This is a genomic window from Xanthomonas phaseoli pv. dieffenbachiae (assembly GCF_008639345.1).
Taxonomy (GTDB): domain Bacteria; phylum Pseudomonadota; class Gammaproteobacteria; order Xanthomonadales; family Xanthomonadaceae; genus Xanthomonas; species Xanthomonas phaseoli.
On record NZ_CP041380.1, the window covers coordinates 4,046,550 to 4,064,058 of the forward strand.

The 17,509-nt window shown below is 64.4% G+C and carries 14 protein-coding genes; 10 read left to right on the forward strand and 4 right to left on the reverse strand.

Going from position 1 to position 17,509, the window contains the following annotated elements; genetic code table 11:
* Positions 1-16 precede the first annotated feature (16 nt).
* Positions 17-1,120, reverse strand: a complete 1,104-nt coding sequence (locus FLG15_RS17955; protein WP_057679254.1) for a PLP-dependent cysteine synthase family protein — start codon at positions 1,118-1,120, stop codon at positions 17-19.
* A 91-nt stretch (positions 1,121-1,211) separates the two neighbouring features.
* Here FLG15_RS17955 and FLG15_RS17960 point away from each other — a divergent pair, with 91 nt between their 5' ends.
* From FLG15_RS17960 to FLG15_RS17985, 6 genes are all read left to right on the forward strand, one after another.
* Entirely contained in the window at positions 1,212-1,670 is a 459-nt protein-coding gene (locus FLG15_RS17960; protein ID WP_057679255.1) for a CopL family metal-binding regulatory protein, read from the forward strand.
* An 88-nt stretch (positions 1,671-1,758) separates the two neighbouring features.
* Entirely contained in the window at positions 1,759-3,564 is a 1,806-nt protein-coding gene (locus tag FLG15_RS17965) for a copper resistance system multicopper oxidase (RefSeq protein WP_057679256.1), read from the forward strand.
* The gene (locus tag FLG15_RS17970) at positions 3,561-4,670 is read left to right on the forward strand and encodes a copper resistance protein B (RefSeq protein ID WP_057679257.1); all 1,110 of its coding nucleotides are present in this window, start codon (positions 3,561-3,563) and stop codon (positions 4,668-4,670) included. Before FLG15_RS17965 ends, FLG15_RS17970 begins: the two co-directional genes overlap by 4 nt.
* 163 nt (positions 4,671-4,833) lie before the next feature.
* Positions 4,834-5,358, forward strand: a complete 525-nt coding sequence (gloA, locus tag FLG15_RS17975; RefSeq protein ID WP_057679258.1) for a lactoylglutathione lyase — start codon at positions 4,834-4,836, stop codon at positions 5,356-5,358.
* Positions 5,359-5,703: 345 nt separating this feature from the next.
* Positions 5,704-6,462, forward strand: coding sequence for a hypothetical protein (locus FLG15_RS17980; protein WP_057679259.1), 759 nt, complete (start codon positions 5,704-5,706; stop codon positions 6,460-6,462).
* Positions 6,463-6,568: 106 nt separating this feature from the next.
* Entirely contained in the window at positions 6,569-8,434 is a 1,866-nt protein-coding gene (locus tag FLG15_RS17985; protein ID WP_150147736.1) for an XVIPCD domain-containing protein, read from the forward strand.
* Positions 8,435-8,565: 131 nt separating this feature from the next.
* Here the strand turns inward: FLG15_RS17985 and FLG15_RS17990 are convergent, their stop codons facing one another.
* The 3 genes from FLG15_RS17990 to glmS form a co-directional block, all read right to left on the reverse strand.
* On the reverse strand, positions 8,566-9,705 hold the full coding sequence (locus FLG15_RS17990) for a hypothetical protein (protein ID WP_057679261.1): 1,140 nt from the start codon (positions 9,703-9,705) through the stop codon (positions 8,566-8,568).
* Between the two features lie 233 nt (positions 9,706-9,938).
* Positions 9,939-10,412 (reverse strand): hypothetical protein, encoded by a 474-nt coding sequence (locus FLG15_RS17995; protein ID WP_005914723.1) that lies wholly within the window; start codon positions 10,410-10,412, stop codon positions 9,939-9,941.
* 350 nt (positions 10,413-10,762) lie between these two features.
* Positions 10,763-12,592, reverse strand: a complete 1,830-nt coding sequence (glmS, locus tag FLG15_RS18000; RefSeq protein WP_057679262.1) for a glutamine--fructose-6-phosphate transaminase (isomerizing) — start codon at positions 12,590-12,592, stop codon at positions 10,763-10,765.
* A 205-nt stretch (positions 12,593-12,797) separates the two neighbouring features.
* Between glmS and FLG15_RS18005 the strand changes: the two genes are divergently transcribed.
* Genes FLG15_RS18005 through FLG15_RS18020 form a run of 4 tightly spaced genes read left to right on the forward strand, consistent with a single transcriptional unit; the run spans position 12,798 to position 17,432 of the window.
* A complete protein-coding gene (locus tag FLG15_RS18005) occupies positions 12,798-14,069 on the forward strand; it encodes an efflux RND transporter periplasmic adaptor subunit (RefSeq protein ID WP_057679263.1) in 1,272 nt (423 codons plus the stop codon).
* Between the two features lie 48 nt (positions 14,070-14,117).
* Complete coding sequence (locus FLG15_RS18010) at positions 14,118-14,837, forward strand: ABC transporter ATP-binding protein (RefSeq protein WP_057679264.1); 720 nt, start codon at positions 14,118-14,120, stop codon at positions 14,835-14,837.
* A gap of 11 nt (positions 14,838-14,848) precedes the next feature.
* Positions 14,849-16,150 carry an ABC transporter permease gene (locus FLG15_RS18015; protein WP_057679265.1) on the forward strand — a complete coding sequence of 434 codons (1,302 nt, stop codon included), beginning with the start codon at positions 14,849-14,851 and terminating at the stop codon, positions 16,148-16,150.
* Between the two features lie 55 nt (positions 16,151-16,205).
* The gene (locus FLG15_RS18020; protein WP_017155229.1) at positions 16,206-17,432 is read left to right on the forward strand and encodes an ABC transporter permease; all 1,227 of its coding nucleotides are present in this window, start codon (positions 16,206-16,208) and stop codon (positions 17,430-17,432) included.
* Positions 17,433-17,509 lie beyond the last annotated feature (77 nt).

Consider the following 17,509-nt stretch of genomic DNA (forward strand, 5'->3'; position numbering starts at 1 on the left):
GTCGTGGATATGGCGATCATTCCAGCGCCGCACAAGGCAGGGCAGGCAGATCGCCGCCGTTCACGGCCAGCGCAATGGCGGCATCGCTGTCGCTGACATCGATCGCGCGCGCCTCGTACCAGGCCGGGTCGTAATAACTGTGCGCGTAGCGTTCGCCGGCATCGCACAGGATGGTGACGATGGAGCCCTGCCGGCCTTTGTCGCGCATGCGCCGGGCAGCCTGCAGCACGCCGACGAAGTTGGTGCCGGTGGAGCCGCCGACGCGGCGGCCCAGCGTGGCGCTGACGTGGCGCATCGCCGCCAGGCTCAGCGCATCGGGCACCTTGATCATCACATCCACGCAGCTGGCGATGAAGCTCGATTCCACCCGCGGGCGGCCGATGCCTTCGATGCGCGAGCCGCCGGTGATGGCCAGCTCCTTGGGGCATTGGCCGTCCACCGCGCGGCAATAGCCGTCGAAGAACACCGACACTTCCGGATCGGCGCACAGGATGCGGGTGGCATGGCGCCGATAGCGCACATAGCGGCCCAAGGTGGCGCTGGTACCGCCGGTGCCGGGGCTGCACACGATCCAGTCCGGGATCGGGTGCGGCTCCTCGGCCAGTTGCTTGAAGATCGATTCGGCGATGTTGTTGTTGGCGCGCCAGTCGGTGGCACGCTCGGCGTAGGTGAACTGGTCCATGAAGTGCCCGCCGGTCTCGCGTGCGAGCTGGTGCGAGGCGCTGTCCAGATCGCAGGCGCGCTCGACCAGGTGGCAGCGGCCGCCCTGGAATTCGATCGCGGCGATCTTCTCCGGCGAGGTCGAGGCCGGCATCACCGCGATGAAGGGCACGCCGAGCAAACGCGCGAAATACGCTTCGGAGATGGCCGTGGAGCCACTGGACGCCTCGATCACCGGGCGCCCGGCGCGCAGCCAGCCATTGGTCAGCGCGTACAGAAACAGCGAGCGCGCCAGGCGGTGCTTGAGGCTACCGGTCGGGTGGCTGGACTCGTCCTTGAAGTACAGGTCGATACCCGGATAGCCCGGCAGTTCCATCGGAATCAGGTGGGTGTCGGCCGAACGATTGAAATCGGCCTCGATCTTCTGGATGGCGGCGGCCACCCACTGGCGCTGCGACATGGCAGGACTTGGCTGCAAAAGTAGCCTTGATTCTACCGCCCTCGCCTGCCCGCCTACGCAGCCCGTGCATCCGGCGGACAGCCGGGGGCCGATGCTATGCTCGCTGCACCTGTCACTGCCTCGACTGTCCGTGCTGCATCGCCTGCTCCGCCTGCTGCTATGCCTGTGCCTGGTTGCCAATACGGCCACCGGCGCGTGGGCGTCGGTGGGCATGGCCATGCCGGCAATGACGACGGGCGCGATGCCTGCCGCGGCCATGGCAGCAGGCACCGCCGCAACCACGCACAGCGAGTCACCGGCAGCGCTGCCGTGCCATCAGGCCATGCATCCGCCCACTGCCATGCAGTTGCACGACAAGGCCACGCATGCGCACGCGCCCGACTGCTGCAAGCTGGGCAGCTGCGATTGCCTGCAGCACGCCAGCCTCGCCTTGTTGACCTTGCCTGGCGTCGCCGCGGGCCTGCCCGGCCACCCGGCGTTGCCGGACACCTTGACCGAGGGGCGCGGCAGCCCGCTGCCCGACCAACCGGTACGACCTCCCATCGCCTGAGCGCCGACGGCCCTGCCTTGGCTGTCCTCGGCCCTGCGCGTGCTTGCGCGGGATCTCTTACGTTGTGCGCTGCGCCCATCTCTTGCCGATGGAGCGCGCAGGAGATGTCATGTCTTTCGATTCCTCGTTTTCCCACGGCTCGACCGCCAGCGGCCTGAGCCGGCGCCGTTTCGTTCAGGGCCTGGCCCTGGGCGGCGTCGCTGCCGCCAGCGGCCTGTGGCGCAACGATGCGTGCGCCGCCGCCCAGGCCAACCCGCCTGTGCTGCGCGGAAGCAGCCAGTCGCTGCAGATCGGCCGCCTGCCGGTGAACTTCACCGGCCGCCCCCGCTCCGCAATCACGGTCAACCAGAGCCTGCCGGCGCCCACCCTGCGCTGGCGCGAGGGCGACACGGTAAGCGTGCGCGTGCGCAACGCGCTGACCGACCAACCCACGTCGGTGCATTGGCATGGCCTGTTGCTGCCGGCCAATATGGACGGTGTGCCGGGCATGAGTTTCGACGGAATCGCGCCGGGCCAGGAGTATCACTACCGCTTTGCGCTGCGCCAGTCCGGCACCTACTGGTACCACAGCCATTCGATGTTTCAGGAGCAGTCCGGGCTGTATGGCGCCATCGTCATCGACCCGCTGACGCCGCCGCCGTACCGGCACGATCGCGAACATGTGGTGCTGCTCTCGGACTGGACCGATCTGGACCCGGCCGCCCTGTTCCGCCGGCTCAAGCAGATGCCCAGCCACGACAACTACGCACAGCGCACCGTCGGCGATTTTCTACGCGATGCGCGAGAAGACGGCCTGCGTGCCACCCTGGCCGACCGCGGCATGTGGGGGCGCATGCGCATGACCCCGACCGATCTGTCCGACGTCAACGCCAACACCTATACCTACCTGCTCAACGGCGTCGCCCCGGCCGGCAACTGGACCGGGTTGTTCAAGCCAGGCGAAAAGGTGTTGCTGCGCTTCATCAACGGCGCGTCGATGACCTATTTCGACATCCGTATTCCTGGCCTGCGCATGACGGTGGTGGCCGCCGACGGGCAGTACGTGCATCCGGTCAGCGTGGACGAACTGCGCATCGCCGCGGCCGAGACCTTCGACGTGATTGTCGAACCGCTCGGCCAGGATGCGTTTACGTTGTTCGCGCAGGACATGGGCCGCACCGGCTTTGCCTGCGGTACGCTGGCAGTGCAACCCGGCTTGCAGGCGCCGATTCCCGCACTGGATCGGCGCGCCATCCTGACCATGCAGGACATGGGGCATGGCGAGGGGATGCACCACGCGCTGCCCGCAATGCACGGCGTGCCCGGGATGCTGGCGGCGCATGGGATGCACACCATGCACTCGCACGACGATGCCCAGGCGCCCGACAAGGCGCCGCATCATCCGGCCAGCGAAACCGGCAACCCGCTGATCGACATGCGCAGCAATGCCACTGCACCGCGCCTGGACGACCCCGGCGTGGGCCTGCGCGACAACGGCCGCCGCGTGCTGTGCTACGCCGATCTGCATAGCCTGTTCGAGGATCCGGATGGACGCGAACCCGGGCGCGACATCGAGTTGCATCTGACCGGGCACATGGAAAAATTCGCCTGGTCCTTCGATGGCATCGCGTTCGCTTCCGCGCAGCCCTTGCGGCTGCAATACGGCGAGCGGCTGCGCATCGTGCTGGTCAACGACACCATGATGCAGCACCCCATCCATTTGCATGGCATGTGGAGCGACCTGGAGGATGCGCGCGGCAACTTCCAGGTACGCAAGCACACCATCGACATGCCGCCGGGCACCCGCCGCACCTACCGCGTGCGTGCCGATGCGCTCGGCCGCTGGGCGTATCACTGCCATCTGCTGTACCACATGGAAGCGGGGATGATGCGCGAAGTGCGGGTGGAGGCATGAGCCGCTTTCGCACAACGGCCTGGTTGGCTGCTGCGTTCCTGGCGAGCGCATCTGCGGTTGCACAGGAGCATCAGCACGATGCGATGGAGGACGCATCGCGGGACATGCAGGACCAGGCGATGCAAATGACCGATGGCGCGCATACGAGCCCTGCGTCATCTCAGGCCGCCCACATGGACCACGCTCACATGTCGCACGCTGACATGGGCACTGGCGCCATGGACGATGAATCGATGAAGCATGGGTCCATGGGCGATGGATCGATGGGCGCTGCGGCCACGCACCACCAAGCGATGGATCACGCTTCGATGGATCACTCGAAGATGCACCACACGCAGTCCACACACCCTGCACAACCTCCTGCATCACCCACCGGGATACCCAATCACCCACTTCCACGCGACCCCATTCCCCCACCCACGGCGGACGACATCGCCGCTGCATTCGCACCATTGCACACGCATGCGATGCACTCGGCAGGGATCAACCACTATGTCCTGCTCGATCGGCTGGAGGCTTCCAACACCGATCGCGGTAGCGGCCAGGCCTGGGAGTCACGTGCATGGATCGGCGGCGACATCGACCGGCTCTGGCTGCACAGCGAGGGCGAACGACACGACGGACGCACCGAATCCGGCTCGCTGGAAGCGTTCTATGGCCATGCCATGTCACCATGGTGGGATCTGCTTGTGGGCGCGCGCCAGGACATCGGCGCAGGCGCACATCGCAGCTGGGCGGCTTTCGGCGTGCAAGGCCTGGCGCCCTACAAGTTCGAAACCGAAGCAACGCTGTATGTAGGCACTGGCAGCCGCGCGGCGTTGCGGCTGGAAGGCGAATACGAGGTCCTGCTGACCAACCGCCTGATCCTGCAGCCGCGTGCGGAAGCCGACATCGCGCTCACCGACGACAACCGCCGCGGCATTGGCAGCGGCCTGGAAGAGGTGGAACTTGGCTTGCGCCTGCGCTACGAGATCACCCGCCGCTTCGCGCCGTACATCGGCTGGGTGCACAGCCGCAGCTTTGGCGATAGCGCACAGCGCGCCGCGATGGACGCTGCCCCCGCACGCGACAGCCGCTTCGTTGCCGGTGTGCGCGTGTGGTTTTGAGACAGTGGCATCGTGCACGGGCAGCTGCAGGTGGCGCCCTCCTTCAACGCCGGCGCATTCAAACCGCTGCCATTGGCCCATGACACGCCGACAACCCTGCCCTGGCTAACATCGCCCATTCGCGCAACACGCCGCATCCGCAATTCACACTCAGGAGACCGCCATGCCTTTGAACGATCTGCAACACGTACCAGGCGCCAATGCCGCGCCCGCCGACACGCACGGCTTCGTGTTCAACCACACCATGTTGCGCGTCAAGGACGCAGCACGGTCGCTGGATTTCTATACGCGCGTCCTGGGCTTCCGCCTGCTCGACGCACGCGATTTTGCCGACGCAAAATTCAGCCTGTATTTTCTCGCGCTGCTGCCCGAAGGCACGGCCATTCCCGATGACGACGCACAGCGTCGCCTGTGGATGGCCGGCATCCCCGGCGTGCTCGAACTCACCCACAACCACGGCACCGAAACCCAGGACGGCCCGGTCTACCACGACGGCAACAGCGACCCGCGCGGCTTCGGCCATATCTGTATTTCGGTGCCGGATATCCATGCTGCCTGTGCACGCTTCGACAGCCTCGACGTGCCATACCAAAAACGCCTGGAAGACGGCCGCATGAAGCACCTGGCCTTCATCAAGGACCCGGACGGTTACTGGGTGGAGATCATTTCCAACACGCCGTTGGCGTAAGTCCGCCGCCCAGCGGCAAGCTGGGCGTCGACGGGCACGGCAATGGCAACCGGCGGATGCGCAGGCCGAACGCAACGCATCCGCGACGTCAAAGCCCCGCGCCACGACGGCGTACGGGGAACCGCCGGTCCCGGTGCGACGACTGGACACAACGGCTGGCTGGAGTAGACTTTCGCCGCCCTCCGCAATGGATGCACCCCAATGCTCGTCAGGAAGATTTCACTGGTCCTTGCGCTAGCAACGATCGCCGCCTGCACGCAGGCGCCACCGGACGCCACCGCTCCGAAGACCGCCGCGGCCGCGGCCGGCACTCCCCAAAAACCGTCACAAAAGGATGCATCTCCCATGCAGGACGCAACCCAGGGATCGACCCAGCAATTGCAACCGCCGCGGACCGACAGCGTGTTGTATTTCATCAGCAACGTGGACGGCGATGGCGCAACCTCCTACGAGGTCGCCAACGGCAGCTGGATCCATTATTGGTACGGCTTTCAGTTCGAACTCGGCGGTACGCGGTATTACACCGGCTTCGCCTGGGAAACGCCCGAGCGCTTCGGCACAGAAAGCGAGGACCACTCTCCCGCGCCCGGCACCAAGGTGACGTTGGCCCATGCCACTTTCGTGACCAGCGAACCGGGGAGCAAGACGCCATGGAAGCTGCTCGGCGCAGAGCCCTACATCGGCGAATTCGGTGGCATGGAACAGGGCAACACGGTCGACACGACGCGTCAACCGCAGACCTTTGTCACCGACGACAGCCGGCTGGTGCTGGCCGTGCCGACCTGGAGCCTGCAGTCGGGCGTACGCATCCTTTCCTACGACGCACTCGTGTTCAACCCCAAGGAAACCGAGAACGTCAACGACAAGCATTGGACCTATATCGGCAACATTCCCGCGGGTGAGGACAACAGCGCCAACTGTGGCGAAGATGCACCCGGGAAGATTGCCTGCGTCAAGAACAGCAGCACGCTTGCGTTCGTCAAGCAGCCGGGCCTGCCCGCGCTGCGGGTCACCGTCTCTGCCAATCCGCCGACCAGCGGGGGTGACGCGACGGTCGAATATCGCTACGATGCGGCCAGCAAATCGTATTTGCCGACCCCTTAATACAGGACCAAAGGAATTGGTTCGGGCGGCGTACCGCTGCAGCCGCGTGGCTGCAGCACTCAATCAAGGACCTTGAGCGATGCCGACGAACTACTCACGAGCCCAAGTGCTCGACATCATCGAACGCGAAGCGGCCGAGCGGAATATTCCGCGTGACGACTTCCTGCGTTTTGCCCACGTAGAGACTGGCGGCGCCTTCGACGAGTTGGCCAACCGCGGCCCCGGTGGTGCGAAAGGACTGTTCCAGTTCACGCCGCCAACCGCCCAGCAGTACGGTATTGCCGGACGCGAGCTGGACGCAGTGGTCAACACCGATGCAGCAGCGCGGCTGTATCTGGATAACCGGACGAGCCTGGTCAATCGACACGAACGCGATGGGCGGCCGTATCTTTCGGGCAAGCCGGAACCCGATGGCCTGGATATGTACCTGGCCCATCAGCAGGGCGCCGGTGGCTACCGCTCTCTGCAGACCGCGATCGCCACGGGATCTTTTGGCCTGGACAGCACGCGCGCCAACATTCTCAACAATGTCGGCGAGAAAGAGCTGAAGTCCTTGACCGGCGTCGATGCGGCGACGTTCCGGCGCATGTCCGACAAGGACATGGCACAGACCTTCGTGCAGTACTGGGATACGAAGATGGACCGTATCCGTATTCCTGAAAAAGGCATCGAGCCGATTTCGGCCGCGCAGCAGGCCCCCTCGCACGCTGCTCCGGCGCATTCCGCACCTGCCCAGCCGGAAAAACCTGCGGCGCAAGGCATCGCGCTCCACGCGGCGTATGACCTCACCAATAAATACGACCACGTCAAATACGGCCTGGGCGCGAAAGATCCGGATAAAGGCAGGGTCGATTGTTCTGGTTGGGTGGTCGAGATGCAGAACGCGACCATGGACGAGATCAACAAGGGCGCCGGCAAGGCCATCTTCACCAAGGACGAAAAGTTCAGCCCCGGTTTCGACAGTGCATCCGAACTGCTGCGCAAGGCGGAGCTGCGCTCCGGCGTGCTGATCCAGGGCAAGGACGTCACTGCCCAGAGCCTCAAAGAAGGCATGATCATCGGCGAGGACAATGGCCCGCAGAGTTGGGACAAGGGGCGCTACAAGGGCATCGACCACATCACGATGGTGGTGCGCGACCCCAAGGATGGTCAGCTCAAAATCAGCCAATCTCGTGGCGGCGAGGGTGTTGAGCTCAGTTCGCTGGATTCCTACCTCGAGCGCAAGCACGCCAAGGGCGTCAAGCTGTATGCGAGCGACCCGCTGTCCGAGGCGCGCGACCTGCTGCAGGAGCGCAGCCAGGACAAGCAGCAATCTCATGCAGCGACCGAGCACAAACCCAGCCAGGCACACGCCGCCGCGGAAGCGCCAGGTGTCCTGCGCGAAAATGCGCGTGGCGCAGAAGTGCGCACGTTGCAGCAGACGCTGCAGCAGCTGGGGTACAAGGACGCAGGCGGTCACGAACTCAAGGCTGACGGTGCCTATGGCCAACGGACCAGCGACGCGGTCAAGGCATTCCAACGAGCGCATGGCTTGCAGGACGATGGCGTGGTGGGCCGCGATACGCAGGCTGCGTTGAAGCAGGCGGAAAAGACGCCACTGCTGTCGGAGAAAACCAACCCCGACCACCCGCTGTTCAATCAGACCGTCAACAAGCTGGAACAGCTCGGTCCGAATGCCTTCGCCAATCGGCAGCAGTTGGTAAATGCGGCCGGCCACATGACCTTCGAAGCCAAGGTCAGCGGCATGCAACGCATCGACATGGTGGCGCAGAGCAAGGATGGCAACGGATTGTTCGCCGTGCAGGGTCAGCCAACCGACCCGGCGCATCAGCGGATCTATACCGAAAAGGCAACCGCTGCGGAACGGCCGCTGGAGCAGAGCAGCAATGCGGTGCGCCAGGAAGCGCAAACGCAAACCCAGGTTCAAGATCAGCACGAGCAGCAACGCAGCCAGGCACGCAGCGTCGGTTGATCTTGGTGCAATAGAAACCCAGAAGGGGCACCGATCGATGGATCGGTGCCCCTTCTGGTTTACGCCTGCATGACTGGATTTTCTCGGATCACCTCAGGCGACGGATATCCGGCACTTACAGGGCTGATCCGTCAGTTGGACGTCGCAACAGCTTCTCTGTCAGGGAACCACTGCGGCAATTGCTCGGCGAATTTCGCTGCGCATTCGTCGCTGTAGGCTTGCGCGGCTTGCTTGACCAGTGCGTAGTCGTTGGCCTCCCATTCTTCCAGCGAGGCGGTGCGCGGTGTCGGCGCACAGTCCATGCTGACCGGGCTCGCCTTGCGCTTCAAAAAGCCGCTGCGCTCCCCACCGATGGTCACCGCGTAGCGCAGTTCGTAAGGCGACTTGGTATCGGCCAGGCTCTGATATACCAGCAGCCAGTCCGACATCAGCACCTGCAAGGGGAACGGTTCTGCCGGTACGGCCCGCGGATGCCCGGTGAAGTAGGTCTTCAAATGCGCGTTGACCGCATCGCGCTGCAATTGATAGCCAGGATTTCCCAAGGCCTGCATTTTTTCGCCTTTTAGCTGATCTTTTCCGAAGGCAGAGACCGCAACACCGCGCGCGAACAGGCTGGTGGCGATCTGCAAGCCGACGACCATCCCGGTATGTCCGCGGCGCACCACACGCAGCATCTCATCACCGTTGGGCAGGCCGTTCGAGCCCACGCGCATGCTGGAATGCAATGGGAGCTGCAGGGCCCAATCTGCCGAGGGCGCCACGACAACGCCTGCATCGGACTGCGTGCTCGGTTGCGCATCTGTTGCGGCGACCGCCACAGTACCTGCAACTGCAGCAGCCGCATACGCAGTTGCAGTGGAGAAATCCCCGCCTGCAAACGCAGGCACCACCGCAGTGGCTTCGCTCACGCGCGCAGCGGTACAGAACGTACCAGCAGCCCGCATCTGCGCTTCATGGAAGCCAATGCCGTTGATCTGGTGCACTACGGCATCCTTGCCGTACTGCTCGACCAGCTTGCCGATCAATGCATCGGACGGCGATTGCTGTGCGCAGACCTTGGCGGCGGCGATGCGCGACCAGGCGAATTGCAGCGCAGGATCCCAGCCCAGCGCATCTTCGCCCACGAATCCGTGGTCGTAGTGATACGCATAAATGGCAGGGTCGATCTCCTGCAGCGTCATTCCGCCCTGGCCGGCATAGCCCAGCGGCACGTCTTGCGCAACAGCAAGCCCCGGCAGTGCCAATAGCACCGCCGCGATACACGTCTTCATGAATCCCTGTCCCTATGGATAAGTACGACGCGCTGCATGTCCCCCATGCAGCGCGACCGATGCGCCACCGCTCGCACACGACGGCTTCCAACATGCAGGGCGCTGATCGACGGGTAATGGCACAACACACCCGGCCGATCGTCCTGCAGGGATAGTGTGCCCGCACACGGCAGCCATCGCAGTCGGGGCGGTCCCCACGCATGTGTGGGGACCGCCCCTCAGATGCTCACTGCTTAGGCATGCAGGATTCCGCCTGGGCCTGGTTGCCAGTCGCGTGGCGTGCGCAAAGCGGCCAATATCCGCACCAGCTCGCGATAGCTCTGGGCCAGTTGCGCGAACAGGCCTGCATCGCTGCAGCGGGTGTCGGCCACTTCGGAATACGCGCCCCTGCCCAGGTCGATGAAGTAATCCACACTCAGGCGCCGGCGTTGCGCCACGCCGGGAAACAGGCCTGCAATCAGCAGGCAGCCGTCGCCCACGTCACGCAATGCGTCGGCCCGCACGCTACCGATCTGGTCCTGCGCATGCAGCCATGCCAGCGCCTGCGTGCGCGAAAGCAGATGCGCATCGCGCTGGAAGCGCAGCAACACGAACACCAGATAGTGCTCGCGCGATTCGTCCAGCGGACGCGCGATCCGCTGCCCCGCCTCGCGCACCAACGCCTGCCACAACTCGGCCGGCGCCCCCTGTTTGAAAGACTCGTGCATACGTCCTCCTGCGTGGTGTGGACCCTCACCAGGAGCTTATGCATAACTTGGGCCACTGCGGCGGCAGAGGCTGTGGTGGAGCGCCAAGGAGCGGCCGCTGGCAGTGCTGTTAACCTTTGCCGGAGGGATACGGCCATTTCGTGGAAGCGGCATCGCTACGTGCAAAGGCACGATGCCGGCAACCGCTTGGCGAGGGACTGAACCTCGCGCATTGCGCACCAGCGCGGCCAGCACGAGGGTGCCAGCAATCGCCATCCTGGAACATGACAGCGACAGAGTGGAATTTGCACTGCGTGCGTGCACCGACTGCACGTAGCTGGCGATGCGTGCAGCTGGCAGTGCGGCTGCGCTTATTCCACCGTCACCGACTTGGCCAGATTGCGCGGCTTGTCCACATCGGTGCCCCGGGCCAGGGCGGTGTGGTAGGCCAGCAACTGCACCGGGATGGTGTGGATCACCGGCGACAGCACGCCGGCATGGCGTGGGGTGCGAATGACATGCACGCCTTCGGAGTCGCTGAAGTGGCTGTCCTGGTCGGCGAACACGAACAACTCCCCGCCACGTGCGCGCACTTCCTGCATGTTGGATTTGACCTTCTCCAGCAGGCGGTCATTCGGTGCGATCACCACCACTGGCATCGCCGCGTCCACCAATGCCAACGGCCCATGCTTCAACTCGCCGGCCGGATACGCTTCGGCGTGGATATAGGAGATTTCCTTGAGCTTGAGCGCGCCTTCCAATGCAATCGGATAATGCAGGCCGCGACCGAGGAACAGCGCATTCTGCTTGGGCGAGAATCGTTCGGCCCAGGCCATGATCTGCGGTTCAAGATTCAACGCATGCTGCACGCTGCCGGGCAAGAAGCGCAGCTGCTCCAGGTACTGCGCTTCTTCGGCGTCACTGATGCGGCCCTGCAATCTGCCCAGCACCATGGTGAGCTGGAACAACACCGCCAGCTGGGTGGTGAAGGCCTTGGTCGAGGCCACGCCGATCTCGGCACCGGCACGTGTGTAGCAGACCAGCTCGCTGGCGCGCGGGATCGCACTTTCCGGCACATTGCAGATCGACAGCGTGTGCAAATGCCCCAGCGATTTGGCGTATTTCAGCGCTTCCATCGTGTCCAGCGTTTCGCCCGACTGAGAGATGGTCACGATCAGATGCTTCGGGTTGGCATACGCGGCGCGGTAGCGGTATTCGCTGGCGATCTCCACGCTGCACGGCAGCCCGGCAATGGCTTCGATCCAGTAACGTGCGGTCATGCCGGCGTAGTAGCTGGTACCGCAGGCCAGGATCTGCACGCCTTCGATGTCGCGCAGCACCGCTTCTGCGTTGTCGCCGAACAGCGATGCCGGGAACCCCTTGGCATCGATCGCCGCCTCGATGGTGTCGGCCAAGGCGCGCGGCTGCTCGTGGATTTCCTTCTGCATGAAATGCCGGAACGGGCCCAGTTCCAGCGAGGCCAGCGACACGTCCGACAGGTGCAACGGGCGCTCCACCGGCGCATCGTTGCCATCGAAGATGCGCACGCCATCGCGGTGCAATTCGGCGGTGTCGCCTTCTTCGAGAAAGATCACCTGGCGCGTGGCCTGCACGATCGCCGACACGTCGGAGGCGACGAAGTTCTCGCCCTCGCCTACCCCGATCAGCAACGGGCAGCCCATCCGCGCGCAAACGAAGCGTTGCGGCTCGGCCTGGCTCATCACCGCCAGCGCGTAGGCACCGGTGAGTTCCTTGACGGTGCGCTGCAACGCGGTGAGCAGGTCGCCGGCGCTGCCCAGATGATGATGGATCAGATGCGCGATGACTTCGGTGTCGGTCTGCGACTCGAAGGTGTAGCCCAGCGCGCGCAATTTTTCGCGCTGCTCCTCGTGGTTTTCGATGATGCCGTTATGCACCAGCGCCACGCCGGCGCTGATGTGCGGGTGCGCGTTGGCTTCGGTGACGCCGCCATGGGTGGCCCAGCGGGTGTGGCCGATGCCCAGCGTGGCGCCCAGCTGTTCGGCCTGCGCGGCCTGTTCCATCTCGGCCACCCGCCCGGTGCGACGCACCCGGCGCACCTGCGCGCCGTCGAGCACTGCAATGCCGGAAGAGTCATAGCCGCGATATTCCAGCCGCTTGAGTCCTTCGATCAGGACCGGGACCACGTCGCGCCCGGCGATCGCTCCGACAATGCCGCACATAAGACAGCTCTCGCAAAAGAAGTCGGACATTTTAGCGTGTCCGCTCTTGTCCGCTGCATGACCATGCCCGGACAGCGTGTCCGCCCGCAGTGTCCGCGGACACTGCGGACACTGGCGATCACGCCGTAAAAACCATATCCATCAATGACTTGAACGTTGGCACGGGTCCTGCTTTATCGCAGTGACGCCACCGAGCCAGCCGACCATGATTCGCGATACCTCTGCCCAGGACCAGGTTCTCCGTACACCCGCCCAGCGCGCGCCGTGGCGCCGCTGGCTGTGGCCTGGCACCGCTGCGGTGGCGGTACTGGCCGGCATCGGCTGGGCCGTGACTGCATGGAGCGCCGGCAGCCGCTCGTTCGACGCCGGCCGCGTGCGCATTGCCACGGTCACCCAGGGCGACCTGGTCCGCGACATCGCCGCCGACGGCCGCGTGATCGCCGCCAACAGCCCGGTGCTGTACGCCATCTCGGCCGGCACGGTGACGCTGAGCGTGGTGGCCGGCGACGTGGTCAAGCAGGGCCAGGAGCTGGCGCGCATCGACAGCCCCGAGCTGCGCAGCAAGCTGGCGCAGGAGCAGGCCACCCTGGCCGGCCTGGAGGCCGAATCCAGCCGCGCCGCCCTGGATGCCACCCTGGCGCGTGCCAACGCCAGCAAACTCACCGACCAGGCCCGGATCGACAAGCAGGCCGCCGCGCGCGACCTGGAGCGCTACCAGCGCGGCTTCGATGGTGGCGCGGTGCCGCAGGTGGAGCTGGCCAAGGCGCAGGACACCTTGAAGAAGACCGACATCGACCTGCAGCACGCCCAGCGCGATGCCGCGTTGAAGAGCCAGGGCGCGGACCTGGATTCGCGCAACAAGCGCCTGCTGGCAGACCGCCAACGCGCCGTGGTGGCCGAGGTGCAGCGCCAGGTGGACGCGCTCACGCTGCGCTCGCCCTTCGATGGCCAGGTTGGCCAGGTGCAGGCGGTGCAGCACACCCAGGTGGCTGCGAACGCGCCGATTCTGGGCGTGGTGGATCTGTCCAAGTTCGAAGTGGAGATCAAGGTGCCGGAAAGTTTCGCCCGCGATCTGGCGATCGGCATGCCGGCCCAGCTCACCAGCGGCAGCGGCGAGCCGTTCGCCGGCGCCATCTCGGCGGTGTCGCCGGAAGTGGTCAACGGCGAAGTCACCGCGCGCATCCGCTTTACCGACAAGCAGCCGCCGGGCCTGCGCCAGAGCCAGCGCATGAGCGCACGCGTGCTGATGGACACGCGCCGCAACGTGCTCAAGGTCGAACGCGGCCCCTTCGTCGAACAATCCGGCGGCAGCTATGCCTACGTAATGGATGGCAACACCGCCGCGCGGCGCCCGGTCACGCTCGGTGTCAGCAGCCTGGGCGAAGTGCAGGTGCTGTCCGGGCTGCAGGTCGGCGACCGCGTGGTGGTCTCCGGCGCAGACAACTTTGGCGACGCGCCGCGCGTCACCGTGCACTGATTCACTCATTCCCACCCGTCGCACACTCTCTTCGCAAAGGAATCGGCAATGCTCAAGATGCAAGCGGTCTCCAAGGTCTTCCGCACCGAACAGGTGGAAACGCATGCGCTGCGGTCGCTGGACCTGCATGTGCGCGAAGGCGAGTTCGTCGCGGTCACCGGCCCCTCCGGTTCGGGCAAGACCACCTTCCTCAACCTGGCCGGGCTACTGGAAACCTTCACCAGCGGGCAGTATTTGCTCGATGGCGAAGACGTCAGCCATCTCTCCGACGACGCGCGTTCGCGTCTGCGCAACCGGAAGATCGGCTTCATCTTCCAGGGCTTCAATCTGATTCCCGACCTCAACCTGTTCGACAACGTCGATGTTCCGCTGCGTTATCGCGGCATGGCGGCAGCCGAGCGCACGCAGCGTATCGAAGAGGCACTGACCAAGGTCGGCCTGGGCTCGCGCCTGCGTCACTACCCCACCGAACTCTCCGGTGGGCAACAGCAGCGTGCTGCGATTGCGCGCGCGCTGGCAGGCAGTCCACGCCTGCTGCTGGCCGACGAACCCACCGGCAACCTCGATTCGCAAATGGCGCGCGGGGTGATGGAACTGCTGGAAGAGATCAACAGCCAGGGCACCACCATCGTCATGGTCACCCACGACCCGGAACTGGCCGCACGCGCGCAGCGCAACGTGCATATCGTCGACGGCCAAGCCACCGACCTGGAACGCAATCCCAGCCTGCTGCGCGCTCCTGCCGCCATTGCAACCCTGGCCGACTGAGGAGCTCACCCATGTTCGGCTACTACTTCAATCTTGCGGTGCGCAGCTTCCGTCGCAACAAGGTCCTCACCGCATTGATGGTGCTGGCCATTGCGCTGGGCATCGGCGCCAGCATGACCACGTTGACAGTGTTCCATGTCTTGTCGGGCGACCCGATTCCGCAGAAGAGCGATCGGTTGTTCTATGTGCAGGTCGATGCGCAACCGAAGTCCGGCTATCAACCGGGAGACGAGCCCGATTACCAGTCCACCCGCTTCGACGCCGAGGCGCTGCTGCGTGGGAAGCGCGCCATGCGTCAGGCGATGATGTCAGGCGGCAGTGTCGCGATCGAGCCACAGCGCAGCGGATTGAGTCCTTTCAAGCTGAACGCTCGTTTCACTTCGGCCGATTTCCTTACGATGTTCGATGTGCCCTTGCTCTACGGCCAAGCGTGGTCCAGCACCAGCGACGAGCGGCACGAACGTGTTGCGGTGATCAGCAAGTCGCTGAACGAAAAGCTGTTCGACGGTGGCAACAGCGTCGGGCGCGACGTGCGCGTGGACAAGAACACCTTCCGTATCGTCGGCGTCCTGGATACCTGGAAGATCAACCCACGCTTCTACGACATCACAGACACCTACGGCTCGAACGAACAGCTGTATGTGCCGTTCAGTACGGCGATGGATCTGAAATTGAGCCACTACGGCGGAACCAACTGTTCCGGCAAGGTCGAAGCAGGCGACACCACCGCGCTGAATGCACCCTGCAACTGGGTGCAGTACTGGGTGGAGCTGGAGAGCGCCAAGCAGGCAAGCGATTACAAGGCCTACCTCGAAAATTATTCCGATCAACAACGTGCCGCCGGGCGCTTTACCCGGCCCAACAATGTGCGCCTGCGCAACGTGATGCAGTGGCTGGACTACAACAAGGTGGTTCCCAGCGACGTCCGCCTGCAGCTGTGGCTGGCCATGGGCTTTCTGCTGGTGTGCCTGCTCAACACGGTCGGCCTGTTGCTGGCGAAATTCCTGCGCCGCAGCGGAGAAATTGGTGTGCGGCGCGCGCTTGGAGCCTCGCGCGGCGCAATCTTTGCGCAGTGCCTGGTGGAGGCAGGGACCATCGGCCTGGCCGGCGGCATCGGCGGACTTGTGCTGGCATGGCTGGGGCTGTGGGCCGTGCGTCAGCAACCGGTGGATTACGCCGCGCTGGCGCACCTGGATCTCACGATGCTGCTGCTGACGTTCGCCATTGCGATCGCGGCGAGCCTGCTCGCCGGCATCCTGCCTTCCTGGCGCGCCATCCAGGTCGCACCGGCGCTGCAGTTGAAGTCGTCCTGAACCTCCTGCCCGCCGCACCGCGGTGAGCCACGCTTCCTATCTTCAAGGTCAGCCCATGGACATCCGACCCATCATCTCCACCTTGCGCCGCCACAAGACGGCCGCCGCACTGATCGTGCTCGAGATCGCACTGGCTTGCGCCATCATCTGCAATTCGCTGTTCCTGATCGGCAATCGCCTGGACACGCTCCAGACTCCCAGCGGCATCGCCGAACAGGAGCTGCTCAGCATCCAGCTGGACGGCATCGGCCCGCAGGCCAATGCCGACGCACGTACTCGGGAGGATCTGGCAGCGCTACGCGCGGTACCCGGCGTACGCAATGCGGTCATCACCAATCAGATCCCCTTCGTCGATTACTCGTCCAACACCGGGCTGACCCTGACCCCGGAGCAGGAACGCCCCACGCTCAATGCCGCGCAGTATCTGGTCAGCGAAGGCAGCCTGGACGCACTTGGCCTGCAATTAAATGCCGGTCGCGACTTCAGCCCCGACGAATACATCAGCCAGGAAAAAGCAGATAACGACGATGAGGTCCGCAAGAAGGGTGCGGCGGTCATTCTGACGCAGGCCGCTGCCGACAAGCTGTTCCCCGACCACGGTGCGCTCGGCAAGACCATCTACTCCGGCGATGTCCCGTTGCGTATCGTCGGAATCGTGCGCACCCTGGCGCGGCCGAACAATGTCAATGGACTGTCGGCAAAGGAATATTCGATGCTGCTGCCTATCCGTCCACCGTATACCGATGGGCAATACGTCGTACGTGTCACCGATCCGTTGCGTCGGGCGGAAGTGCTGAAGGCGGCAGTGGCGGCCTTGATGAAAGTGGACAACAGCCGGCTGGTGCTGAAACAACAGACCTACACCGAAATCCGCGAAAAGTATTTCCGTAATGACCGCGCCATGATTTGGCTGCTTGGAGCGGTGTGCATCGCCCTGTTGATCGTCACTGCGCTAGGCATCGTTGGTCTCGCCAGCTTCTGGGTGCAGCAACGCACCAAGCAGATCGGTATCCGCCGTGCGCTGGGTGCAACGCGCAGCCAGATCCTGCGCTACTTCCAGATCGAGAATTTCCTGCTCGCCTCGATCGGCATCGTGCTCGGCATGCTGATGGCCTACTCGATCAACGTCTGGCTGATGGCACGCTATGAATTGCCGCGACTGCCGGCAATCTACCTGCCGATCGGCGCGCTGCTGCTGTGGATGCTCGGCCAGCTGGCGGTGTTCTGGCCGGCCCGGCGCGCAGCCGCAGTGCCACCGGCTGTTGCCACCCGCAGTGCATGATGGCCGCTTCCCTGTCACTCGGCGGCGGGGAAGCAGCCACGCTCGCCATCCACCGTGCGTTTCCACCATCGTTACGA